Origin of the sequence: Bartonella eidoli, assembly GCF_036576145.1 — a bacterium.
GTDB lineage: Bacteria > Pseudomonadota > Alphaproteobacteria > Rhizobiales > Rhizobiaceae > Bartonella.
This window is the reverse complement of the sequence record NZ_JBAFWX010000001.1, coordinates 176,499-198,197: the sequence shown is the minus strand read 5'-3', so window position 1 is coordinate 198,197 and position 21,699 is coordinate 176,499. Positions and strand designations below refer to the sequence as shown.

The 21,699-nt window shown below is 37.3% G+C and carries 22 protein-coding genes; 8 read left to right on the top strand and 14 right to left on the bottom strand.

Annotated features, from left to right (window positions below):
• Positions 1-157: 157 nt before the first annotated feature.
• Complete coding sequence (locus V5N68_RS06115; protein WP_442879679.1) at positions 158-271, top strand: hypothetical protein; 114 nt, start codon at positions 158-160, stop codon at positions 269-271.
• Positions 272-737: 466 nt separating this feature from the next.
• Positions 738-2,042 (top strand): nicotinate phosphoribosyltransferase, encoded by a 1,305-nt coding sequence (pncB, locus tag V5N68_RS00825; RefSeq protein ID WP_332065300.1) that lies wholly within the window; start codon positions 738-740, stop codon positions 2,040-2,042.
• Between the two features lie 438 nt (positions 2,043-2,480).
• On the opposite strand, the gene V5N68_RS00820 is transcribed toward pncB, so the two are convergent.
• The 9 genes from V5N68_RS00820 to nth all read right to left on the bottom strand — a co-directional run bounded on the left by V5N68_RS00820 (position 2,481) and on the right by nth (position 11,351).
• Positions 2,481-3,386, bottom strand: coding sequence for a metal ABC transporter permease (locus V5N68_RS00820; RefSeq protein ID WP_332065299.1), 906 nt, complete (start codon positions 3,384-3,386; stop codon positions 2,481-2,483).
• Complete coding sequence (locus V5N68_RS00815; RefSeq protein ID WP_332065298.1) at positions 3,383-4,249, bottom strand: metal ABC transporter permease; 867 nt, start codon at positions 4,247-4,249, stop codon at positions 3,383-3,385. Before V5N68_RS00815 ends, V5N68_RS00820 begins: the two co-directional genes overlap by 4 nt.
• Positions 4,246-5,076 carry a manganese/iron ABC transporter ATP-binding protein gene (locus tag V5N68_RS00810; RefSeq protein ID WP_332065297.1) on the bottom strand — a complete coding sequence of 277 codons (831 nt, stop codon included), beginning with the start codon at positions 5,074-5,076 and terminating at the stop codon, positions 4,246-4,248. Before V5N68_RS00810 ends, V5N68_RS00815 begins: the two co-directional genes overlap by 4 nt.
• A complete protein-coding gene (locus tag V5N68_RS00805; RefSeq protein ID WP_332065296.1) occupies positions 5,073-5,981 on the bottom strand; it encodes a metal ABC transporter substrate-binding protein in 909 nt (302 codons plus the stop codon). The genes V5N68_RS00810 and V5N68_RS00805 overlap by 4 nt, the downstream gene beginning before the upstream one ends.
• A gap of 259 nt (positions 5,982-6,240) precedes the next feature.
• Positions 6,241-8,655 carry a phenylalanine--tRNA ligase subunit beta gene (gene pheT, locus V5N68_RS00800; RefSeq protein WP_332065295.1) on the bottom strand — a complete coding sequence of 805 codons (2,415 nt, stop codon included), beginning with the start codon at positions 8,653-8,655 and terminating at the stop codon, positions 6,241-6,243.
• Between the two features lie 31 nt (positions 8,656-8,686).
• On the bottom strand, positions 8,687-9,772 hold the full coding sequence (pheS, locus tag V5N68_RS00795; RefSeq protein WP_332065294.1) for a phenylalanine--tRNA ligase subunit alpha: 1,086 nt from the start codon (positions 9,770-9,772) through the stop codon (positions 8,687-8,689).
• 90 nt (positions 9,773-9,862) lie between these two features.
• Positions 9,863-10,264: a 50S ribosomal protein L20 gene (gene rplT, locus V5N68_RS00790; RefSeq protein WP_332065293.1), complete on the bottom strand. Its 402-nt coding sequence runs from the start codon at positions 10,262-10,264 to the stop codon at positions 9,863-9,865.
• A gap of 33 nt (positions 10,265-10,297) precedes the next feature.
• Positions 10,298-10,501 (bottom strand): 50S ribosomal protein L35, encoded by a 204-nt coding sequence (gene rpmI, locus V5N68_RS00785; protein WP_332065425.1) that lies wholly within the window; start codon positions 10,499-10,501, stop codon positions 10,298-10,300.
• Positions 10,502-10,640: 139 nt separating this feature from the next.
• On the bottom strand, positions 10,641-11,351 hold the full coding sequence (gene nth, locus V5N68_RS00780; protein ID WP_332065292.1) for an endonuclease III: 711 nt from the start codon (positions 11,349-11,351) through the stop codon (positions 10,641-10,643).
• A gap of 145 nt (positions 11,352-11,496) precedes the next feature.
• Between nth and V5N68_RS00775 the strand changes: the two genes are divergently transcribed.
• Together V5N68_RS00775 and V5N68_RS00770 are read left to right on the top strand one after the other, a co-directional pair.
• Entirely contained in the window at positions 11,497-11,922 is a 426-nt protein-coding gene (locus tag V5N68_RS00775) for an Hsp20 family protein (RefSeq protein ID WP_332065291.1), read from the top strand.
• Positions 11,923-11,971: 49 nt separating this feature from the next.
• Positions 11,972-12,226 carry a BQ00720 family protein gene (locus V5N68_RS00770; RefSeq protein ID WP_332065290.1) on the top strand — a complete coding sequence of 85 codons (255 nt, stop codon included), beginning with the start codon at positions 11,972-11,974 and terminating at the stop codon, positions 12,224-12,226.
• Positions 12,227-12,434: 208 nt separating this feature from the next.
• Here V5N68_RS00770 and V5N68_RS00765 read toward each other — a convergent pair whose 3' ends face one another.
• A complete protein-coding gene (locus V5N68_RS00765) occupies positions 12,435-13,022 on the bottom strand; it encodes a transglycosylase SLT domain-containing protein (RefSeq protein WP_332065289.1) in 588 nt (195 codons plus the stop codon).
• Between the two features lie 80 nt (positions 13,023-13,102).
• A complete protein-coding gene (locus tag V5N68_RS00760) occupies positions 13,103-14,278 on the bottom strand; it encodes a DNA recombination protein RmuC (RefSeq protein ID WP_332065288.1) in 1,176 nt (391 codons plus the stop codon).
• Positions 14,279-14,367: 89 nt separating this feature from the next.
• On the opposite strand from V5N68_RS00760, the gene def reads away from it, so the two are divergent.
• Genes def through truA form a run of 3 tightly spaced genes read left to right on the top strand, consistent with a single transcriptional unit; the run spans position 14,368 to position 16,579 of the window.
• The gene (gene def / locus V5N68_RS00755) at positions 14,368-14,904 is read left to right on the top strand and encodes a peptide deformylase (protein ID WP_332065287.1); all 537 of its coding nucleotides are present in this window, start codon (positions 14,368-14,370) and stop codon (positions 14,902-14,904) included.
• A complete protein-coding gene (gene fmt, locus V5N68_RS00750) occupies positions 14,904-15,833 on the top strand; it encodes a methionyl-tRNA formyltransferase (protein WP_332065286.1) in 930 nt (309 codons plus the stop codon). Before def ends, fmt begins: the two co-directional genes overlap by 1 nt.
• A 2-nt stretch (positions 15,834-15,835) precedes the next feature.
• Complete coding sequence (gene truA, locus V5N68_RS00745) at positions 15,836-16,579, top strand: tRNA pseudouridine(38-40) synthase TruA (RefSeq protein ID WP_332065285.1); 744 nt, start codon at positions 15,836-15,838, stop codon at positions 16,577-16,579.
• 3 nt (positions 16,580-16,582) lie between these two features.
• Here truA and V5N68_RS00740 read toward each other — a convergent pair whose 3' ends face one another.
• On the bottom strand, positions 16,583-17,362 hold the full coding sequence (locus V5N68_RS00740) for an LOG family protein (protein ID WP_332065284.1): 780 nt from the start codon (positions 17,360-17,362) through the stop codon (positions 16,583-16,585).
• 176 nt (positions 17,363-17,538) lie between these two features.
• Between V5N68_RS00740 and dapD the strand changes: the two genes are divergently transcribed.
• The gene (gene dapD / locus V5N68_RS00735; RefSeq protein ID WP_332065283.1) at positions 17,539-18,387 is read left to right on the top strand and encodes a 2,3,4,5-tetrahydropyridine-2,6-dicarboxylate N-succinyltransferase; all 849 of its coding nucleotides are present in this window, start codon (positions 17,539-17,541) and stop codon (positions 18,385-18,387) included.
• A gap of 68 nt (positions 18,388-18,455) precedes the next feature.
• Here dapD and lepA read toward each other — a convergent pair whose 3' ends face one another.
• Entirely contained in the window at positions 18,456-20,261 is a 1,806-nt protein-coding gene (lepA, locus tag V5N68_RS00730; RefSeq protein ID WP_332065282.1) for a translation elongation factor 4, read from the bottom strand.
• A 513-nt stretch (positions 20,262-20,774) separates the two neighbouring features.
• Positions 20,775-21,689 (bottom strand): DMT family transporter, encoded by a 915-nt coding sequence (locus V5N68_RS00725; protein WP_332065281.1) that lies wholly within the window; start codon positions 21,687-21,689, stop codon positions 20,775-20,777.
• Between the last annotated feature and the right edge of the window lie 10 nt (positions 21,690-21,699).

Sequence of the window (21,699 nt, the reverse complement as noted above, 5' to 3'; positions counted from 1 at the left end):
AGCAATGTCTTCAATGCTTAAGCATCTGTACCGTAAAAATTGGGGTCTTATATACCTTTTTGGCCACCTTTTAATAGAACTGTACTCGAACATGATTATATAAAAAGGATATCCTCCAGGAACCCCCAAAAATGGTGGTCAATACACTCATGGTGCCATTTGGAGTATTTTAACCCTTGCTGAAATGGGCGAAAGTAATAAAGCCTACGCTTTATTTTCTATGATTAATCCAATCACCCATGGACAAAAGCCTAATATTTTATCATGTTGAACCTTACGTAATGGCTGAAGATATCCACTCTGTTGAGCCTTATCGTTGGAAAGGAGGATGGACGTTGTACACTGGTTCAGCTGGCTAGTTTTATCGTGCAGCAACTCAAACTATTCTTGGAATTCACTATAAAAAAATCAGTTATTTTTACATCTGCATTTACCTTCTTGTTGGCCTAAATATGAAGTAAAAATTAAATTTCATGATGCGATTTATATGATAAAAGTGAAATGAGGATCACAAAATATGCTCACTGTTAATGAAATAGAATATGCAAAAGTGAATGCAGGAATAAAATTAAAAAAACAGGTAAATATGAGAAATTATATGTAGTTTGAAATTCCATAAATAAAAAAAATAATAAGCTTTTTACTCTTGCTCAAAACAACAGAACTGTTATAATTCCTCGTGTTTTCTCTGATGATTATATTATCTTAGATGTTTCCCAGCTTAAAGAAAAAAGATTATGGATAATACGGATATTGCTAGACGTGTTTACGATCATACTGGGAAACTTGATCCAATTATTCGTTCACTTCTCGACACAGATTTTTATAAACTTCTTATGGTACAAATGATCTGGGGGCTTTATCCAGATATCAATGTTACTTTTTCCCTTATAAATCGTACCAAAACAATACGTCTTGCCGATGATATTGATGAAAATGAATTACGCGATCAGCTTGATCACGCTCTCAGTTTACGTTTTACTAAAAAAGAGATGATTTGGCTGGCTGGCAACACATTCTACGGACATAAACGAATTTTTAAACCAGATTTTCTTCATTGGCTTGAGAATTTTCAATTGCCAGAGTATGAATTAGCCCGCTTAGATGGTCAATATATTCTCCATTTTTATGGACCATGGGCTCATACTTCTATGTGGGAAATTCCTGCTCTTGCAATTATCAGTGAACTACGATCACGCGCTGCTATGAAAAATCTAGATCGCTTTGCACTTGATGTACTTTATGCACGTGCCAAAGCAAAAGTATGGAGTAAAGTTGAACATCTAAAAAAATTACCCGATATTAAAATATCTGATTTTGGCACAAGACGTCGCCATTCTTTTTTATGGCAGCGCTGGTGTGTTGAAGCATTAAAAGAAGGTATCGGTAATTCTTTTATGGGAACTTCTAATGTCCTTCTTGCTATGGATACAGATTTAGAAGCTATTGGTACAAATGCCCATGAATTGCCCATGGTCATTGCAGCTCTCACCAACAATGATAAAGAATTAAGAAAAGCGCCTTATCAAGTCTTGCAAAATTGGAGTCGTTATTATGATGGCAATCTTTTAATTGTTTTGCCTGATACATTTGGCACAGAAGCATTTTTACGCAATGCACCAAATTGGATAGCCGATTGGACAGGTTTTCGGCCCGACAGTGCCCCTCCCATTGAAGGAGGTGAACGTATTATTCAATGGTGGAGAGAAAAAGGAAAAGATCCACGCGAAAAATTATTAATTTTTTCTGATGCTCTTGATGTAGATACTATCGAAAAAACTTATCATCATTTTCAAGGAAGAGTACGTATAAGTTTCGGATGGGGAACAGATCTTACTAATGATTTTGTAAACTGCTCTCCTCAAAAAACTGCAAATTTTGATGCTATCTCCCTTGTGTGTAAAGTTACCGATGCCAATGGCAGACCAGCTGTAAAACTTTCAGATAATTCTGAAAAAGCTATTGGTGATCCACAAGAGATACAGCGTTATCTCAATTTATTTGGTAATGAAAAACGTATTTCTAGACCCATAAAAGGTTAATCGCCAATTTTTCATATAACAATACATAGCCATAGAAGTAGTGACGAATCGATAATAGTAGATATATGCCTACAGCATAATCATTGAACTAAAAACAAATTAAGAATATGTACATCATCCTCAATGATAAAAGAAAACCACACACTTCTTCCGTAGTTTAGTGCCTAATACCACTAAAAAACATAACAATAACTTCTTTTCAATCTTAGCACACTCTATGCAATTCTAAAATCATTTTGCAAATTTAAGAAATAAAAAGGCTGCAGAATAAATCAATGCAGCCTCTTAATTACGAATGCAGCATAGGGGGGAGAAAACACTGCACCCATTTGCTAGACATTAGGAGGAAAACAGTCTAGCACTCTCATTGTCTAGTTAAAAGGAATATTACAGACAACATAAAAAAATGCATAACTGATATGCATACACTTTATAACATTAAATCTCCTGAGTCGCAATTCGACGAAAAAAAGTTGATATGAAAATGATGATAAAGATTAATGTTAAAATTAGTACAATCGTAGAAGCAGAATCAGAACCAATAAATAAGCTTAAGTAAATTCCTAAAAAACCAGAAAAGGCTGCGATAAGTACAGAAATCAATAACATAAAGGAGAATCTCTTAGTAATGAGATATGCAATTGCTCCTGGTGCTATCAATAAGGAAATAACCAAAACGATACCAACAGCTTTTAAAGACGCAACGATAGTAAGAGAAATCATCATTAAAAGAGTATAATGGAGTAGAGATATTCGTAATCCCATTGCACGCCCTTGAGCTGAATCAAAAATATACAGCATAAAATCACGCCATTTTGCTCCTAAGATAAAAGTAACAATAGCAGCAATTATCGCTGTTTGCGTGATATCAAGCCAATTAACACCCAAAAGATTACCAAATAGAATATGATTCAAATCTAAACTACTATAAATAGCCGTTGCTAAAACAAGACCTAAACCAAACATAGACGAAAAAACAACCCCCATCACCGTATCCTGTTTAAGGCGACTGTTACTTCCTAAAAAGCCAGTTACGATAGCACAAATCATACCAGCAACAAAAGCACCACAAGCAATCAAAGTCATTGTAACATTAGCTGGACGCACATTTTGAAACCAATGAAATGGCAAAGAGATTAAGAATGTTATCACCCAAGGTGTCATCATATAACCAACAACAACCCCAGGAAAAACCGCATGAGAAATGGCGTCTCCTAAAAGCGCCCACCCTTTCAAAATAAGAAAACAAGACAACATCGCCATTGGAATAGAAAGAATGATGACAATAACCATTCCTTTAAGCATAAAAGAAAATTGAAAAGGAAGCAGTAAATAATCCATCATGATGTTAGCGTAACCTTTTTTGCTGCTTTTATACGTAAACGTGCAGCAATAAAACCGTGTTTAGGAGCAAAAATAAAGGCAAGAATAAACAAAAATGCCTGAAATAATACAACGACACCACCAGTTTGAGCATTCAAAAAATAGCTCACATAAACACCTAATACGCTTGTAAATGTTCCAATAACAACAGCAATAATCAAAATATTTATAAAACGATCGCTTAAAAGATATGCTGTTGCCCCTGGTGTTACAACGAGGCAAATAACCAAAAAAGCTCCAACTGTTTGCATAGCAGCAATAGTACAAGCAGCAAGAAGTGCAAAAAAAAGTGCTTTCAGTAGCGGTACATTTAATCCAATAGCACGCGCATGTGCTTCATCAAATAAAGAAACGAGTAAATCTTTCCATTTCAAAAGCAATATAAACAAAGAAACAAAGCCAATAAAAGCCAATTGTAAAATATCCGATGAGCTAACTGCTAGGATATTTCCCAAAACAATTACATCAATATTAACAGCCATCGGCTTTAATGATTTTAGAAACAGCCCAAAAGCAAAAAAAGAAGAAAAAATTAAACCAATAATGGTATCTTCTTTGAGTTTGGTCCTATTATTAAAAAAGAGCATCGCTGCAGCAGCAAGTCCACCAGAAAAAAAAGCTCCGAGAGAAAAAGGTAACCCTAAAAGGTATGCGCCTGCTACCCCAGGTACAATTGAATGGGAAAGTGCATCGCCAATCAATGACCAACCTTTCAACATCAAAAAAGCAGAAAGAAAGGCACAAACACATCCAACTAACCCTGAAACCCACATTGCATTAACCATATATTGATAACCCAGAGGCTCAAGCAACCAAGCAATCATGCAACATGCTCCATTTTTTGAATGTTTTCAGAAGCCAAAGACTGTCCATCTTTTGCAGAAACATCATTTTTTTTTACGTGTTGAAAATCAAAAATGTGCTGATTCAAAGTTCCACCAAAAGTTTTTTCAAGATTTTTCTCTGTAAAGACTATTTCCGTTAACCCAGAGGCCAAAACTGTTCCTTTTATTAGAACCGTGTGATCACAAAATTCGCGAACAGAACCTAAATTGTGTGTAGAAACCAAGATCACAGCACCTTCCTTGCGCAAATCTTGCAACAAAGAAATAATTTTATCTTCTGTTGTAACATCAACCCCTGTAAACGGCTCATCCAATAAAATAGCTTTTGCTTTCTGTGCAAGAGCACGTGCTAAAAAAACACGCTTTTTCTGCCCTCCAGAAAGCTCACCAATTTGGCGTTTAGCAAATTCCAACATATCGACACGCTCTAATGCAAAACGCACAGCCTCATAATCCCGCTCTCTTGCATAGCGAAAAAAATTCATATGGCCATATCGTCCCATTAAAACAACATCTTCAACGAGAACAGGAAAATTCCAATCAACATCTTCATTTTGAGGAACATAAGCAATAAGATTTTGTTTCAACGCTGCTTTAACTGGCAAATCCAAAATGCAAATTTTTCCCTTCGAAGGTTGCACAAACCCCATAATAGCTTTGAATAAAGTCGATTTTCCTGACCCATTTACACCAACCAATGCCGTAATAGAACCTATTGGACTTTCAAACCCTACCTCACGCAAAGCCGTATGCCCATTACGATAAGTTACTGTTATTCCTTGAGCTGATATTCCAGTTTTGGTCATTTCTCCTTCACCCCATCCAATAAAGCATTAGTAATTCGCGTACTTGTAACATGCAACAGATCAATATAAGTTGGAACCTCACCATCTTTCTCACTTAATGAATCAACATAAAGCACACCACCGTATTTAGCGCCTGTTTCTCTTGCAACTTGCTTGGCAGGTGCTGCAGAAATAGTGCTTTCAGAAAAAACTGCATGAATATTGTACTTTCTAACCATATCAATAACATGCTTAACTTGCTGTGGAGTTCCCTGTTGATCAGCATTAATTGGCCATAAGTACAGCTCTTTTAAATCAAAATCACGCGCCAAATAACTGAATGCTCCTTCACTTGTTACAAGCCAGCGTTTCTCTTCTGGCAATGCCCCCAATTCAGCTTTAATGGGATCAATCATTGAGCGAATTTTTTTCTTATAATTTTCAGCATTTTCTTTATAAATAAGAGCATGCTTAGGGTCGTACTTTACAAAAGCATCACGAATATTATCAATATAAATCAAAGCTGAAGTCGGCGACATCCATGCATGAGGATTCGGCTTCCCACTGAAAGGCCCTTCACCAATTTTTATTGGCACAATACCTTCTGAGACAACTACACTTGGAACACCTTGAATATTTTGAAAAAACTTTTCAAACCAAAGCTCTAAATCCAATCCATTCCATAGTATAAGATTAGCTCCTTGTGCACGCATAAGATCACGAGGTGTAGGCTGATATTCATGAATTTCAGCACCTGGTTTAGTAATTGATTCAACATCAGCAACATCACCTGCTACATTCCTCGCCATATCAGCAATTATAGTGAAAGTCGTAACAGCTTTAAATTTACTAGCACCCAAAGCAAAATTGGATGAAAAAAAAATGATACCCCCTACAATTATAGAAAAAAACATCCTTCCGTTCATTGGCTCTCTCTTTATTGCTAATGATTTGCATTAATATTTAGCATTAACAGTTATTCTGTACCTTGGCAATCAAGTATTTTATAAAAGAGAAACTTTTCAGATTATTTTAAAAATCGTTCTTTTTTACCTTTAAAAAGAGCACTATTAATATGCGGATATCTATTTTATCAATCTCTACAATTTTTGAATATTTAGGGAATGAGAATAAGTAAATATCCAAAAGTTACTTCATTTCGTCCAATAGTCCGAAAAAGAATATTTAACAGCGCAAATATCCGCCTGTCATCTTTGCAACGCTTTTTACTATCTTTAAAGACAATTCTTCTAAATCTTTATCAGTCAAAGTCCGTTCAATAGGTTGGATGGAAACTTCAATTGCAATAGATTTTTTATCTTTACCAAGCGCCAAATCTTCAAAAGTATCAAAAACATGCACTGAATGAATAAGCCTTTTATCTACTCCACTCGCAGCACGGATGATAAGAAGGGAAGAAACATTTTTATCAACTATAAATGAAAAATCACGCCGAACCATTTGAAAAGGTAATAACGTTAAAGGAGAACGACTTTTTGTTGCTTTTTTCTTTGGTTTTGGAATTTGATCAAGAAAGATTTCAAAACCACACAGAGAACCGTTAATATCTAACTTTTCTAATGTAGAAGGATGCAAAACACCAAAAAAGCCAAGCACGATCTTTGAGCCAAGTTTTATCGCCCCTGAACGACCAGGATGATACCAACCAGGTGCTTCGGCTTCAATTTGTACCTTACTGATATCTAAACCACACGCTTCTAGTACAGCCAACGCATCTGCTTTAGCATCAAAAACACCAACAGTCGTCGCATTTCCATCCCAAAAGCGTCCTGCCCCTTCAAGTCGTTCTGTCCCACGACGAATACCACAAGCAACACATCGTTGTTTATCAGGTGTATCACCCTCGTAAATGCTAGAAACCTCAAACAAAGCAATATCTAGAAAACCACGATCAGCATTTCTTTGTGCAGCCACAAGCAAACCGGGTAAAAGAGAAGGACGCATGACTGACAAATCAGAAGAAATAGGGTTAACCAACTTAAGCTGCGTTTGACCACCTCCAAAAGCAAGTGCCTGATTTTCAGAAACAAAAGACCATGTTACCGCTTCCTTCATACCACGATGGACTAAAGCCAGACGAGCAACGCGTGAATAAATCTGCAAACTCGTTAGAATTTGATCTTTTCCTTCTGCTAAATCTTTCAATGGAATTGGTTTAATTTTATCTAACCCATAAATCCTTATCACCTCTTCCACTAAATCAGCTTTACCGTAAATATCAAGACGCCATGTTGGCACTTTAACCGTAACAATATCTCCTTCTCCTTCTACGCAAAACCCAAGCTGCATTAAAATATGAATAACTTTCTCACGCTCTATTTCTAAACATGTCAAACGCTTAATCTCAGAGAAAGGAAAGGTAATCTGCTTTATTTCTGGCTGTTTATAACCAACAATCTTAGCCTTCGATACTTCACCACCACAAACACGCAAGGTTAATTCTGTTGCAATCTCAAGTCCTGCTTCCATAAACGCTGGATCAACACCACGTTCAAAACGATAACGCGCATCACTGATAAGCCCTAAAGCACGCCCAGTCTGTGCAATATTTTGTGCATCCCAAAGCGCCGACTCAATAATAACACGGCGTGTCGTTTCATCACAGCCTGTTCTCTCTCCACCCATGATACCTGCAATTGAAACGACCCCCTCTTCATCTGCAATAACACAATCTTTAACACTCAAATTATAAACTTTGCCATTAAGCGCCTGAATCTGCTCACCTTCACGACCACGACGCACAATCAAATTTCCCTTAATCTTATCTGCATCAAAGACATGAATTGGACGTCCAAGATCAAAACTTATATAATTGGTCATATCAACCAATGCATTAATTGGTCTTAGACCAATCGCACTTAAACGTCTCTGCATCCATTGTGGCGATACACCATTTTTGACATTGCGCACTTCACGCCAAGAAAACCCTGAACATAATGATGCATCTTGTGGAAAATCTAAAGAAACATGTAGAGGCACTTCAAAGGAAGCGATCAATCGTGAAAAGGATAATTTTTTTAATTGCCCAATTCCAGTGGCAGCAAGATCACGTGCAATACCGCGGACACCCGTGCAATCAGAACGATTAGGTGTCAAACCAACATCAATGATTGGATCATCTAAACCTGCATAAGCTGAAAAGGAAACTCCAATAGGAGCATCTTCTGGAAGCTCAATAATTCCTTCATGCTCATTTGATAACCCAAGCTCTGCTTGTGAACACATCATCCCAAAGCTTTCAACCCCACGGATTTTTCCTACAGATAAAATTGCATCAAGCCCGGGGACATAAGTATCAGGTAACGCAAGAACACCAACAAGCCCAGCGCGCGCATTTGATGCTCCACAGACAATTTGCAAAGGAGCACCGGCTCCCGTATCAACCGATAAAATCTGTAACTTATCTGCATTAGGATGCTTAACTGATGTTAAAACCCTTACAATTAAAAAGCCTTTTAAAGAAGAACGATCATCAACATGATCAACCTCAAGCCCAATCGCTGTTAATTGATCGCAGACTTTATCTAAATGCGCATCTGTTTCTAAGTGATCTTTCAACCAAGATAATGTAAATTTCATTTTAAAACCTCATATGAAAGCTATGAAAAGATCACATATTTTTAAAATTAGAAAAAAAGGTAGATATATCAAAGAAACGAAAACCATAATGATCTAGCCAACGTAGATCGGCATCAAAAAAAGCCCGCAAATCAGGCATTCCGTATTTCAACATAGCAATGCGATCAATACCCATTCCCCATGCAAAACCCTGATACTCATCGGGATCTAAGCCAACATTTCTCAGTACATGAGGATGCACCATTCCACACCCTAATATCTCCAACCAATCTTGACCTTCCCCGAATTTTACTTCTGAACCAGAACGATCACACTGGATATCCACCTCCATAGATGGCTCGGTAAAAGGAAAAAAGGATGGTCGAAAACGCATCTTCACAGAAGAAACTTCAAAAAAAGCTTTACAAAAAGTCTCATGACACCACATCATGTGTGCAATAGTAGATGTTTTATCAATTACAAGACCCTCTACCTGATGAAACATTGGCGAATGAGTCGCGTCCGAATCTATACGATAAGTTTTGCCAGGAATGATGATTCGTATTGGAGGTGACTGCTTTTCCATCGTACGAATCTGCACAGGCGAAGTGTGTGTGCGCAATAATTTTTTCTTTTCCGTTTTTTCACCACCCAAAAAGAAAGTATCATGCATTTCACGTGCTGGATGACCTTCAGGAAAATTTAACGCAGTAAAATTATAATAATCTGTCTCAATATCTGGTCCCTCTGCAATAGAAAAACCCATATTCATATAAATAGCTATAATTTCTTCAATCACCTGAGAGATAGGATGAATACGCCCTCGTTCAATAGGCGAAGAACGAACAGGTAAGGTTATATCAATTGTTTCGCTAGAGAGACGCGCATCCATTGCTTGTCGTTTAAGAACATCACGCTTTTTCTCCCATAATTTTAAAATGCGATTTTTTAACCCATTAAGAACCGGTCCTACTTTATGGCGTTCTTCGGCATTCATTTTCCCTAATGCCTTTAATTGTTCAGAGATGCTTCCTTTTTTTCCTAATGCCGCAATTCGCACTGCTTCAAGTGCCTGTTCATCATTCGCAGCCTCTAAAGCTAAACAAATTTCTTGTTCCAGACGCTCAATATCATTCATCTTTTTGCCTATTTTCTGAATAACAAAACCCCGCACTAGCAACAACCGGTACGGGATCCTAAATTAATGCTTTAAGAGGACATAACTGGCTTATTTAACAGCGCCTTCAAAAGCATTAGGCGTTGTATCCTTTAAGTATTCCAAAGCCTTCTTTGCAGAAACCACTAAAGCTGAAAATGCAGCTGTTTCATGAACTGCTATATCAGAAAGAACCTTGCGATCAATTTCAATACCAGCTTTTGATAAACCATCTATAAAACGTCCATAAGTCAGCCCTTCTGCACGAGCAGCTGCATTGATCCTTTGAATCCACAAAGCACGAAAAGTGCGCTTTCTATTTTTGCGATCACGATAAGCATATTGCTTAGAACGATCAACTGCTGCCTTGGCCGCACGAATAGTATTTTTACGCCGACCGTAAAAACCTTCAGCCTGCTTAAGGACTTTTTTATGTTTAGCGTGAGCTGTAACACCTCTTTTTACACGTGCCATATGATACTCTCCTAAAAATCAAAAGCGCAAATCTTAAAGACTATTCGGCAAATAATATTGAGTGATTTTTTTAGCATCTGACTCTTTAAGAACCATTGTACCACGTGCATCACGAATAAATTTATTAGAACGTTTAATCATGCCATGACGTTTACCAGCAGCTGTTGCTTTAACATTGCCTGATGCAGTAATTTTAAATCGCTTTTTAGCGGATGATTTGGTCTTCATTTTGGGCATTTTGCTACTCCACAATCTTAAAACTGTCCAAACTGACCAAAGCTTGAACAAGCACCTCAACAGCCACGGCATGCCCTGCCGGGCGGCTTCAAATAACAATATCTTCATAAGTCACTCTACATAAAATAGCAAGGCCATATCATAAAAAAACTGGAGCCCCATTGCCTTTAACTTCAACCAAAGGCGCTGGAACTGAATTTGTTTTGATCGCCGCTTTACATAAATCAGCGATAATACATTTTCTGCATTGTACTTTACGAGCCTGACAAATATAACGTCCATGCAAAATCAGCCAATGATGAGCGTAACAAAGATAACGAACCGGTATAATCTGCAATAACTTTTTTTCTACGGCCTCTGGCGTTTTCCCAGGAGCAAAACCAATACGATTTCCAAGACGAAAAATGTGAGTATCAACAGCCATCGTAGGTTGTCCAAAAGCAACATTCAAAATAACATTAGCAGTTTTCCTCCCTACTCCAGGAAGTGTCATAAGTGCTTCACGATTACTAGGCACTTGACCGTCATAATGATCAATTAAAATATTACAAAGTGCATAAATATTACGTGCTTTTGCACGCCACAACCCAATTGTACGGATATGACGTGCAATTTCTTCTTCCCCTAATTCCATCATTTTCCCTGGCTGATCAGCAAGACGAAATAATTCTTTTGTTGCCTTATTAACACTAATATCTGTTGCTTGAGCTGAGAGAACTACTGCAACCAAAAGAGTAAAAGTATTTGTATAGATAAGATCACTCTTGGGAGTAGGACGTTGAACAGAAAAACGGCGAAATATTTCTGTAATTTCACTTTCTTTGTATGATATTTTCATAATTTTTGCCATCTTTCACAATTTTACTGTTTTTTGAATCATTGAACTCTCTCATCTTTTCCCTTGAAGTTACCACTTACGCTCGCCATATGAGAAGAATGCAGCAGACACTTTTTTAGAGTTTAATCAAATAGCCGCTTTGAAGAGGAGACTCACAATGGCACATGTGACGCCTTTCTCCAATCCCCTTCTTTTAGGATTTGAAACTGTGGAGAAAACATTGCGACGTATTGGTAAAGCTGATGAGGCCTACCCTGCCTATAACATTGAGCGTTTGCATAAAAACGATGATGTAAACCATATACGTATAACTTTAGCTGTTGCTGGATTTAAAGTTGATAATCTTAATATTTTGCTGGACGACAACCAACTGATCGTTCACGGCAAGCAAACAAATAATCAAAATCATCAATATTTATATCGCGGTATAGCTGCACGTCAATTCCAACGTATTTTTGTCCTCGCTGAAGGAATGCAAGTTACAAATGCTGAATTGAAAAATGGTCTCTTATCGATTAACCTACACCAACCAAAACCCAAAAAACAAATGAAGCAGATTCCGATTGAAGCAAATTTCGATTGAAATTAGTAATAATAAGTAATACAAAGCTAAGGTGTAAAGGAATAATAAAATGGGAGAGCATAAACAAAATTTGTTGTTGCAAGAAGATACGACCCACTCTAATGTGAAGCAGATTGCTTATTTGAAAAAGGTTTGTACAGATGATCTTGCTAAAAATTTTCCTGATCTTCCACCAATGACCCCAGGTATTACAATATGGGCCCTTTTTGGTGAAACGGGATACCCGATCATTTTATCTGATGAGCGCTCTGTTGCTCTCGCAGGAGCAAGTGAACATGAGCTACAAATTGTAACTCTGCACTAAATTTTATAGAAATGGCGGAATATTTTTATAAATATAGAGCAAGAAATCTGCTTTTGGGAGTTATAAGCTATATTCATTCAAGAAATGCGACCGTATATTGGTCTTTAATGTTTCGATGATCATATAATCAATCTTCTTGAAAGGTAACGTTTATTTTCCTCTTTAACAAAAAAATTTTCGATTCTTGATTTATTTTTGACAATCTTTTTCAATGCCTTACACATTCCCTTAATTGCTGTTCATAATGTTTAGACATTATTTCCATGCGCTGCGCTACTTGAGAGAGAGCTGCACTTACATGATTACCACTGCGAGCATAAGCGCCATGTCCCATATGATAATTTAAATAAAGGTTATACGCATCATTAAACCTAACACCATTACGTTGAACACTTTGACGATGATACCAAGCAACGAAATCAGCAGCATCTGCAAAATTGGAACGTCGTGCAAAAGACCTTCCTGTGGAACGAATATACATTTCCCATGTGCCCTTAAGAGCTTGAGGATAACCATACGCTGTTGACTGACGTTTCCATGGAATAAAACCAAGCAATTTTTTGCGCGGTGGACGTGCATTATGGCGAAACCCCGATTCTATATTAATAGTTGCAAGAATGATAGACATAGGAATCCCGTAGCGCATTTCTGCTTTCTTAGAAGCATGCCTCCAGTTGTTAAAAAAACCATCTTTTTGAGCTAAGACAGCGCAAACATTATGTGTATATAAAGGAGGCTTTGTTGCACACCCCGCTATTAAAAGTGCAAAAAATCCCAAAGAAAAAAGACGCCTCATCTTTTTATCCCTCTTCTAAATTCTATCAGAGATAAAATATAATGTTTTAAAAATCTTCCAGCCAATAAGATAAAATCACATTACTCTTCATCAATAAAATGTAACTTTTGCGATTGAATAGAAGCTGATGCTTGCGTTGATACAGAGTTACTTTCTTTTAATTCAAAAGCTTCAATGCGATTAGCTCTTTTTATAATTTTGGAAGATGATGTTAAAATTGCTCCAATATCTTCATCAACCTTACAAAAGTGTTTCTGTAAATTACGAACACGCATATCCATGCGTCGAAAATCTTCCATCAACTTTACTACTTCTGACTGAATTAAATGCGCTTGTTCACGCATACGTGCGTCTTTCATAATGGTCTGCACAACTTGAACAGATAACATCAACAAAGATGGAGATACAATAATCACATGCGCCCGATTCGCTTTTTGTACTAATATTTCAAAATCTTCGTGAATTGTCGCAAAGATTGATTCAGATGGAACAAAGAGAAAAGCAGTATCGTGCGTTTCTCCAGGAATTAAGTATTTTTGAGCAATATCACGAATATGTACTTCCATATCAGTGCGAAATTTGCGCTGTTCCTCTTGACGCTCTTGAGGTGATGATGCCTTACGCATTGCATTCCAAGCTTCTAAAGGAAACTTAGCATCAATTACAAGAGAAGGCGCTTTATTAGGCATAAAAACGAGGCAATCTGGCCTCTTTCCATTTGAAAGAGTTGCTTGAAAAGCATAAGAATTAGCAGGTAAAGCATCCGAAATAATTGCTTCCATACGTCCTTGCCCAAAAGTGCCACGCGTTTGTTTATTATTTAAAATCTCCTGTAGCTGAACAACCTGTCCTGTGAGAGATTGGATATTATTTTGCGCAGAATCAATTACTGCTAATCGTTCCTGCAAACGCGTTAAATTATCATGAGTAGATTTAGTTTGCACCTGAAGAGTCTGGCCCAAATTGGTTGTCATTACATTGAGTTGCTCACGAATAGACTGATTTAATTCAGCCTGTCTTTGACCAAAAATCTCTGCCATTGCTTGCATACGACCTTGCATTTCGGATTGTGTCTTCAGTAATGCATCCATTTGCGCTTGCGCTTCACAAGCACGTTCTGTTATTTCACTCTCTAAAAATGCCCTTCTTCTATTACGTATTAGTATAAAAAATACCAAGCAAGCTAATGAAATAAAAACCGCTAATTTAAAAAAATATTCACTAAAGAACGTAAAAGAAAAAAACGAATCAAACATGCAAAACAATATAACAATCTTATTATAAAAAATGTAAAAATTCGTTATTCAATATTGACCCATATCAAACCATTGATTAATCTGTATTTATGTCCGTTAGATCTTTAATTACCTTACCTAACCCCATTTTGCGACAAGTATCTAAACCAATTGATCATACTGACTCAGCTCTCGAAAAGCTTGCTAATGATATGTTAGATACTATGTATGATGCCAAAGGAATTGGCCTTGCCGCTATTCAGGTGGGCATACCGCTTCGTATGTTGGTCATAGATATTTCTGAAAATGATGAAAATACTTCAAGAAATCCACTTATTATTATCAACCCGGAAATCTTATGGCTTTCTGATGAAAGAAATATTTACAAAGAGGGGTGCCTCTCTATTCCTGAATATTATGCTGAAGTTGAACGCCCCAAACGTCTCTGTATTCGCTATGAAGATATCCAAGGAAAGAAAAGAGAACTTGAAGCAAACAACCTTTTGGCTACCTGCTTGCAGCACGAGATTGACCATCTAAATGGTCGCCTTTTTGTTGATCATATTTCAAAAATAAAACGTGATATGGCAATACGAAAATTAAAAAAACGAGCAAAAGAAAACAAAGCACAGGAAGCGATCTTGTAATGGCATTACGATTAAGTTTTATGGGAACACCAAGTTTTTCTGTCCCCATTTTACATGCTTTATTGAATGCAGGTCATGATATTGTTGCCGTTTATAGCCAGCCCCCTCGTCCAGCTGGGCGTCGTGGTCTTAAATTGGTTCCTTCACCTGTTCAAGATGCAGCAAAAGAAAAATCTATCCCTGTATTCACACCTCAAACACTGAAAACAGCTGAAGAACAAGCTAGGTTTACAGCACTTTCCGTTGATGTTGCTGTTGTTGCAGCCTATGGATTACTCCTACCCAAAGCTATTCTTGAAACACCGCGCTTTGGCTGTTTTAATACTCACGCTTCTTTATTGCCACGTTGGCGTGGAGCTGCACCTATCCAACGTGCCATTATGGCTGGTGATAGAGAAACAGGTATGGTAATCATAAAAATGGATGAAGGCTTAGATACAGGGCCTATTGCTTTATCGTGTTCTACTTCCATTACTGAAAACATGACAACCCGTGAACTCGCAGATAAACTTTCACATATAGGAGCAAATCTCATTGTGGAAACTTTGGCTGCTCTAGAAAAAGGTGAGCTTAAACTCACTCCACAACCATTGGACGGAATAACTTATGCCTCCAAAATTAAAAAAGAAGAAACACAGATTAATTGGACAAAGTCGGCAGAATTCATCCATAAACATATCTGTGCTCTCTCTCCTTCTCCTGGCTGCTGGTGTGAAATGACTATAGGAGGAAAACGACAACGAGTAAAAATTCTTGGAAGTCGTATAGCAATAGGCCGTTCTCTAGAAATTGGCCGGATAGAATCAAATCGTTTGATTATCCATTGTGGAGAAGGACGTCTTGAAATAACCCATCTACAAAGATCAGGTGGTAAAATTCTTGATAGTTCAACATTTTTGAATGGATATGATGTCTCTGCAGTTTTTTAATTATGCCACGTTTTAAGCTTACCATCGAATATGATGGATCAAATTATGCAGGTTGGCAACGTCAAGAAGGGCTTAAAACTATACAAGGAGCTCTTGAGAAGGCTGTTTTTCGTTTTAGTGGCCAACAATTAACCATCACGACAGCTGGTAGAACTGATGCTGGTGTGCATGCTACAGGACAAGTTGCCCACATTGATTTTGAGAAAAACTGGAGCCCCTACACTATATGTAATGCCATCAATGCTCACTTACGACAACAAAAAGAAAATATTTCGATATTAAGTGTACAAAATGTTCCTGATGATTTTAACGCACGATTTTGTGCAATTAAGCGTCATTATCTTTTTAAAATTCTCAACCGCCGCTCGCCACCAGCCCTCAATGCCCAACGCGTATGGTGGATCCCCAAACCTCTCAATGTCAATGCTATGCATGAAGCAGCTCAAATACTTGTAGGACAACATGATTTTACTACTTTCCGATCGGTCCATTGCCAAGCTAAGAGTCCTGTTCGCACCCTTGAATGTCTGGATGTATTTAGAAAAGAAGAAGAAGTTTTCCTGTATGCACGAGCCCGCTCTTTTCTTCATCACCAAATACGTTCATTTGCGGGAAGTCTTATGGAAGTTGGTATCGGACGCTGGACAGCACAAGATATTGAAGAAGCTCTTTATGCTAAAAACCGTACACGTTGCGGTATGGTTGCGCCCCCTTCCGGCCTTTATTTAACAAAAGTAGATTATTAACTGTTAGGCTAATTTATAAAAAGATTGAATGGATTCAAAAGCTTCCTTTGCTGTATCAACAAATTGTACAAGCGCTACATCGGGACCGGAAATTACACCTTGTACAAATAAATAATCAAGATTGATCACATTTGTCCAAAATTCTTTACCAAACATTAAAATTGGAATCTTTTTAATACGTCCTGTTTGCATTAAAGTTAAAGTTTCAAATAATTCATCCAAAGTGCCAAATCCTCCAGGAAAAATTGCAAACGCCTTTGCTCGCATTAAAAAATGCATTTTACGAATTCCTAAATAATGAAAATTAAAACACAATTTAGGAGTCACATAATTATTTGGCACTTGTTCATGAGGTAAAACAATATTCAATCCAATCGTTGGTGCTCCCACATCAAAAGCACCACGATTGCCTGCTTCCATTATCCCTGGACCCCCTCCTGTTACAACAACAAAATCTTGATATTTTGTAGTAGCAGAATAGCATGAACACAATCGTGCAAATTCTCTTGCTTCATCATAATAATTTGACATAGCTTGCAAATTCTTTTTTTGTAAATCATTTTTTGCTGCCCATGCTCCTTTCCCTGGCTCAGGAATGCGCGCTCCACCAAACAAAACAACAGTCGACTGAATACCATACTCTTGAAGAGCCATTTCTACTTTCAAACACTCAAGACTAATACGCTGTGCACATAACTCAGGGTGTGTTATAAATTCTTTATTCATATAAGCCAAAGAATGATTTAATGAATGCGTTTGTGATGTATCAGAGATCTCACTCATCTTTAGCTTTTCCTATTCATACGAAACATAGAATCCAAATACTTTTTCTCTCATTTTTTTAAAGCCTTTTTCATGAATATCCTATTTCATCCTTTTATTGACTACATACATGTCTTCACCTAAACTACAAATGGTATATCCTTACACTTTTAACTCGTTTAATGGAACTCCTTAGAATGATTAATTATACGCAACTTGAAATGATTATTGAAAAAGCATTCGATAATCGAGATTCTATGAACACCGCTACAAAAGGAGAAGTTCGTGACAGTGTTGAATGTGTATTAAATCTTCTAGATAAAGGAGAAATTCGCATCGCTGAACGTCAAGAAAATGGACAATGGCATGTACATCAATGGTTGAAAAAGGCTGTTCTTTTATCTTTTCGACTTAGCCCTATGCGCATTATTACTGGTGGAGCCAATGAATCACATTGGTGGGACAAAGTACCTTCAAAATTTTTTGGTTGGCAAGAAGATGATTTTAAAAAAGCAAGCTTCCGCTCAGTTCCTGGAGCCATTGTACGTCATTCCGCTTATATTGCACCTAATGTTGTATTAATGCCATCCTTCATTAATCTTGGTGCCTATATCGGCGAAGGAACGATGATTGATACATGGGCCACTGTCGGTTCCTGTGCTCAAATCGGCAAATATGTTCATCTTTCTGGTGGTGCAGGTATTGGAGGTGTTTTAGAACCCCTGCAAGCAAACCCGACGATTATTGAAGATCATTGTTTTATTGGCGCACGTTCAGAAGTTGTTGAAGGCTGTATTATCCGGACAGGGGCTGTTTTAAGTATGGGAGTCTTTATTGGTAAATCTACAAAAATTATTGACCGTACAACAGGCGAAGTTTTTATAGGTGAAGTCCCCGCTTATTCAGTTGTAGTTCCAGGATCACTTCCAGGAAAACCACTTCCCAATGGAGATACAGGCCCTAGTCTTTATTGTGCTGTCATTGTAAAACGAGTTGACCATAAGACACGAGAAACAACATCAATTAACGATCTCCTACGCGATTAAAAAAGCTTTCTAAACATCCAATTACAAGTCATATGCAAAAATTAAAAAAGACGAAAACTCCTTTTTAGTTACTTCCCCATTTTAAGAGCTTGTATAAAGGCTGACTGAGGAATTTCTACTTTTCCAAACTGACGCATCCGCTTTTTTCCTTCTTTTTGTTTTTCTAAAAGCTTGCGTTTACGGGTAATATCACCACCATAACATTTGGCAGTCACATCTTTACGTAAAGCACGAATTGTTTCGCGAGCAATAATTTTACTGCCAACAGCCGCTTGAATTGGAATTTGAAACATATGCTGAGGAATCAAATCTTTAAGTTTTTCACACATAGAACGTCCACGCTTTTCTGCTATACTGCGATGTACAAGCATCGACAATGCATCAATAGATTCCCCATTAACCAAAATAGACATTTTAACTAAATCACCTTCGGAATACTCAAGCATCTGATAATCAAAAGATGCATATCCCTTTGAAACTGATTTCAAACGATCATAAAAATCGAACACAACCTCATTTAGTGGTAAATCATATATCACCATAGCACGTGTCCCCACGTAAGATAAACCAGCCTGTATTCCACGCCGCTCTTGGCAAAGTTCTAAGATTGCCCCAAGATAATTATCTGGTGTCATGATTGTTGCTCGAATCCATGGCTCTTCAATAGAGGTAATCTTAACAAGATCAGGCATATCAGCTGGATTATGCAACTCCTTAACAGAACCATCACTCATATTCATGCGATAAACAACGGAAGGCGCTGTCGCGATTAAATCTAAATTAAATTCACGCTCTAAACGCTCTTGAATAATTTCAAGATGAAGAAGCCCTAAAAAGCCACAACGAAAACCAAAACCCAACGCAGCTGATGTTTCCATTTCAAAAGAAAAACTAGCATCATTTAAGCGTAATTTACCCATAGCCGCACGAAAATCTTCAAAATCGGCCGCATCAACTGGAAAAAGACCGCAAAAAACGACTGGTTGAGCAGGCCTAAAACCAGGCAAAGCCTCTTCACAAGGGCGTCGTTCCTCAGTAATAGTATCTCCAACCCGTGTATCAGCAACTTCCTTGATAGAGGCAGTTATAAAACCAATCTCCCCCGGCCCCAATTCATCAACCTGTACCATTTTAGGGGTAAATACCCCAACTCGCTCAACTGGATATTTTGCTCCCGTATCCATCATACGAATGATTTGACCTTTTCTTAAAACTCCATCAATCACCCGTACCAAAACTATAACACCAAGATAAGTATCATACCAACTATCAATCAGCATTGCCTTTAAGGGTTTACCAACATCACCAACGCGAGGAGGAGGCAATTGCATCACAATTGCTTCCAAAACATCGGAGATACCTAAACCTGTTTTTGCTGATATTTCTACAGCCTTAGATGTGTCAATACCGATCACATCCTCAATTTGTTCTTTAACACGTTCAGGCTCTGCTGCGGGCAGATCTACTTTATTAAGCACAACAACTAACTCATGAAAATTATCAATGGCTTGGTAAACATTTGCTAATGTTTGTGCCTCTACTCCTTGACTCGCATCTACCACTAGCAACGAACCTTCACAAGCCGCTAATGAACGTGAAACTTCATAAGCAAAATCAACATGACCAGGTGTATCAATAAGATTGAGAATGTATATTTCTCCATCATTTGCTTTATAGTGCAAACGTACCGTTTGAGCCTTAATGGTAATTCCACGCTCACGCTCAATATCCATAGAATCCAAGACTTGCTCTTTCATTTCTCGCGTTTCAAGACCGCCTGTCATTTGAATTAAACGATCAGCCAAAGTCGACTTTCCATGATCGATGTGAGCTACTATTGAAAAATTACGTATATGATTGATGTCTATAGTCATACAAGGCGATTTAGCAAAGAATAAAACAAAACGCAAAGACCAATTGTGCCTTTTGAGATAAAGAAAAAGAGAGCTTTTTAAAAATACTCCCCTTACTTAAAAAAAGTAGTCCTTAAATTGGTTCAATAATTATAAAAAGTGCTGTTTAAACAGCAAAAATACTTTTTATTATATCAACTTATTATTATTACCTTATTATAAATATTTGTAAATTACCAAGAATCTGTATATAATGTACCGTATGTTAAACTCTGTCTAAAGTGCTTTCTTATTTATACAGCTCACTTAATTAAGAAAACTCACAAAAAATCCATCCCATTAATCAAAACTTTGAAAAAGCTCTTCTCTTTTTTAAATAATGAGAAAATATACAATAGACCTTCTTTAAAAATTGTATATCCAAGGATATCTACCTTGCTTTTCAATTTTTTTGCTGCATATCATCTTAAAAACTAAATAGGTACTTTGCATTGAAAAAAATCATCATGTAAATTTCTGTTAAAAAAAAGTAAACTAATTAACTTTTTCAACAACTCTATCTTTTTTTCGCCATCGTGAAGGTTGTAATTCCGCCACAATAGTCCCAATCAAAATCAAAAATGCTCCTAATAAATCTAAAGAAGATAAATGTTCACCAGCAAAACGCCCAACAATACCAGCCCATACAGGCTCACCCGCATAAATCAGTGTTGCACGCGTGGGAGAAACAGACTTTTGTGCCCAGTTCATAGCTAATTGAATTACCGCACTCATAAACGCCAATCCCACGCCAACACTTAACCACACCCATGAAAATTCAGGAATGCTTTCTCCCACCAAAGGCATACAAGAAAATGAAAAAAGACTAGCAAAAAACAACTGTATAATTGTAATACGATGGCTATTCACTTTATTAGCAAAAAAACCAATAAGAATAACCTCTCCAGCAACTGCACAAGCACCCAACAAAGTAAGAATTTCACCCTTTGAGAAATTAATCCCCTTTAGCCCTTGTCCTGAAACAAACATAAGTCCAACAAAAGCAAAAATAATGCCAACCCAACTTGTTAAACGAGGAGACTTTTGAAAAATAATCCACTGCAATATTGGAACCATAGGCACATAAAGCGCCGTAATAAAGGCTGCTTGACTACTGATAACGGTCTGAAGCCCAGATGCCTGAAAAGCATAACCAAGAAACATTGCAAGACCAATAGCCATACCAGAAAAAATTTCATAAACGGTTGTACCCTTCATAGAACGCCTAAAAACTACCTTACACATCAATGCGGCAACAATAAAACGAAACCCTACAAAAAAAAGAGGACCACTATAACGTACCGCTACATGAGTAACTAAAAACGTAATTCCCCAAAGTACAGTTGCAAAAAACAGCACCATCTCTTGTTGACTGAATGAAGGGCATTTAAACCGTTTTATTACAGCCATAAATTTTATC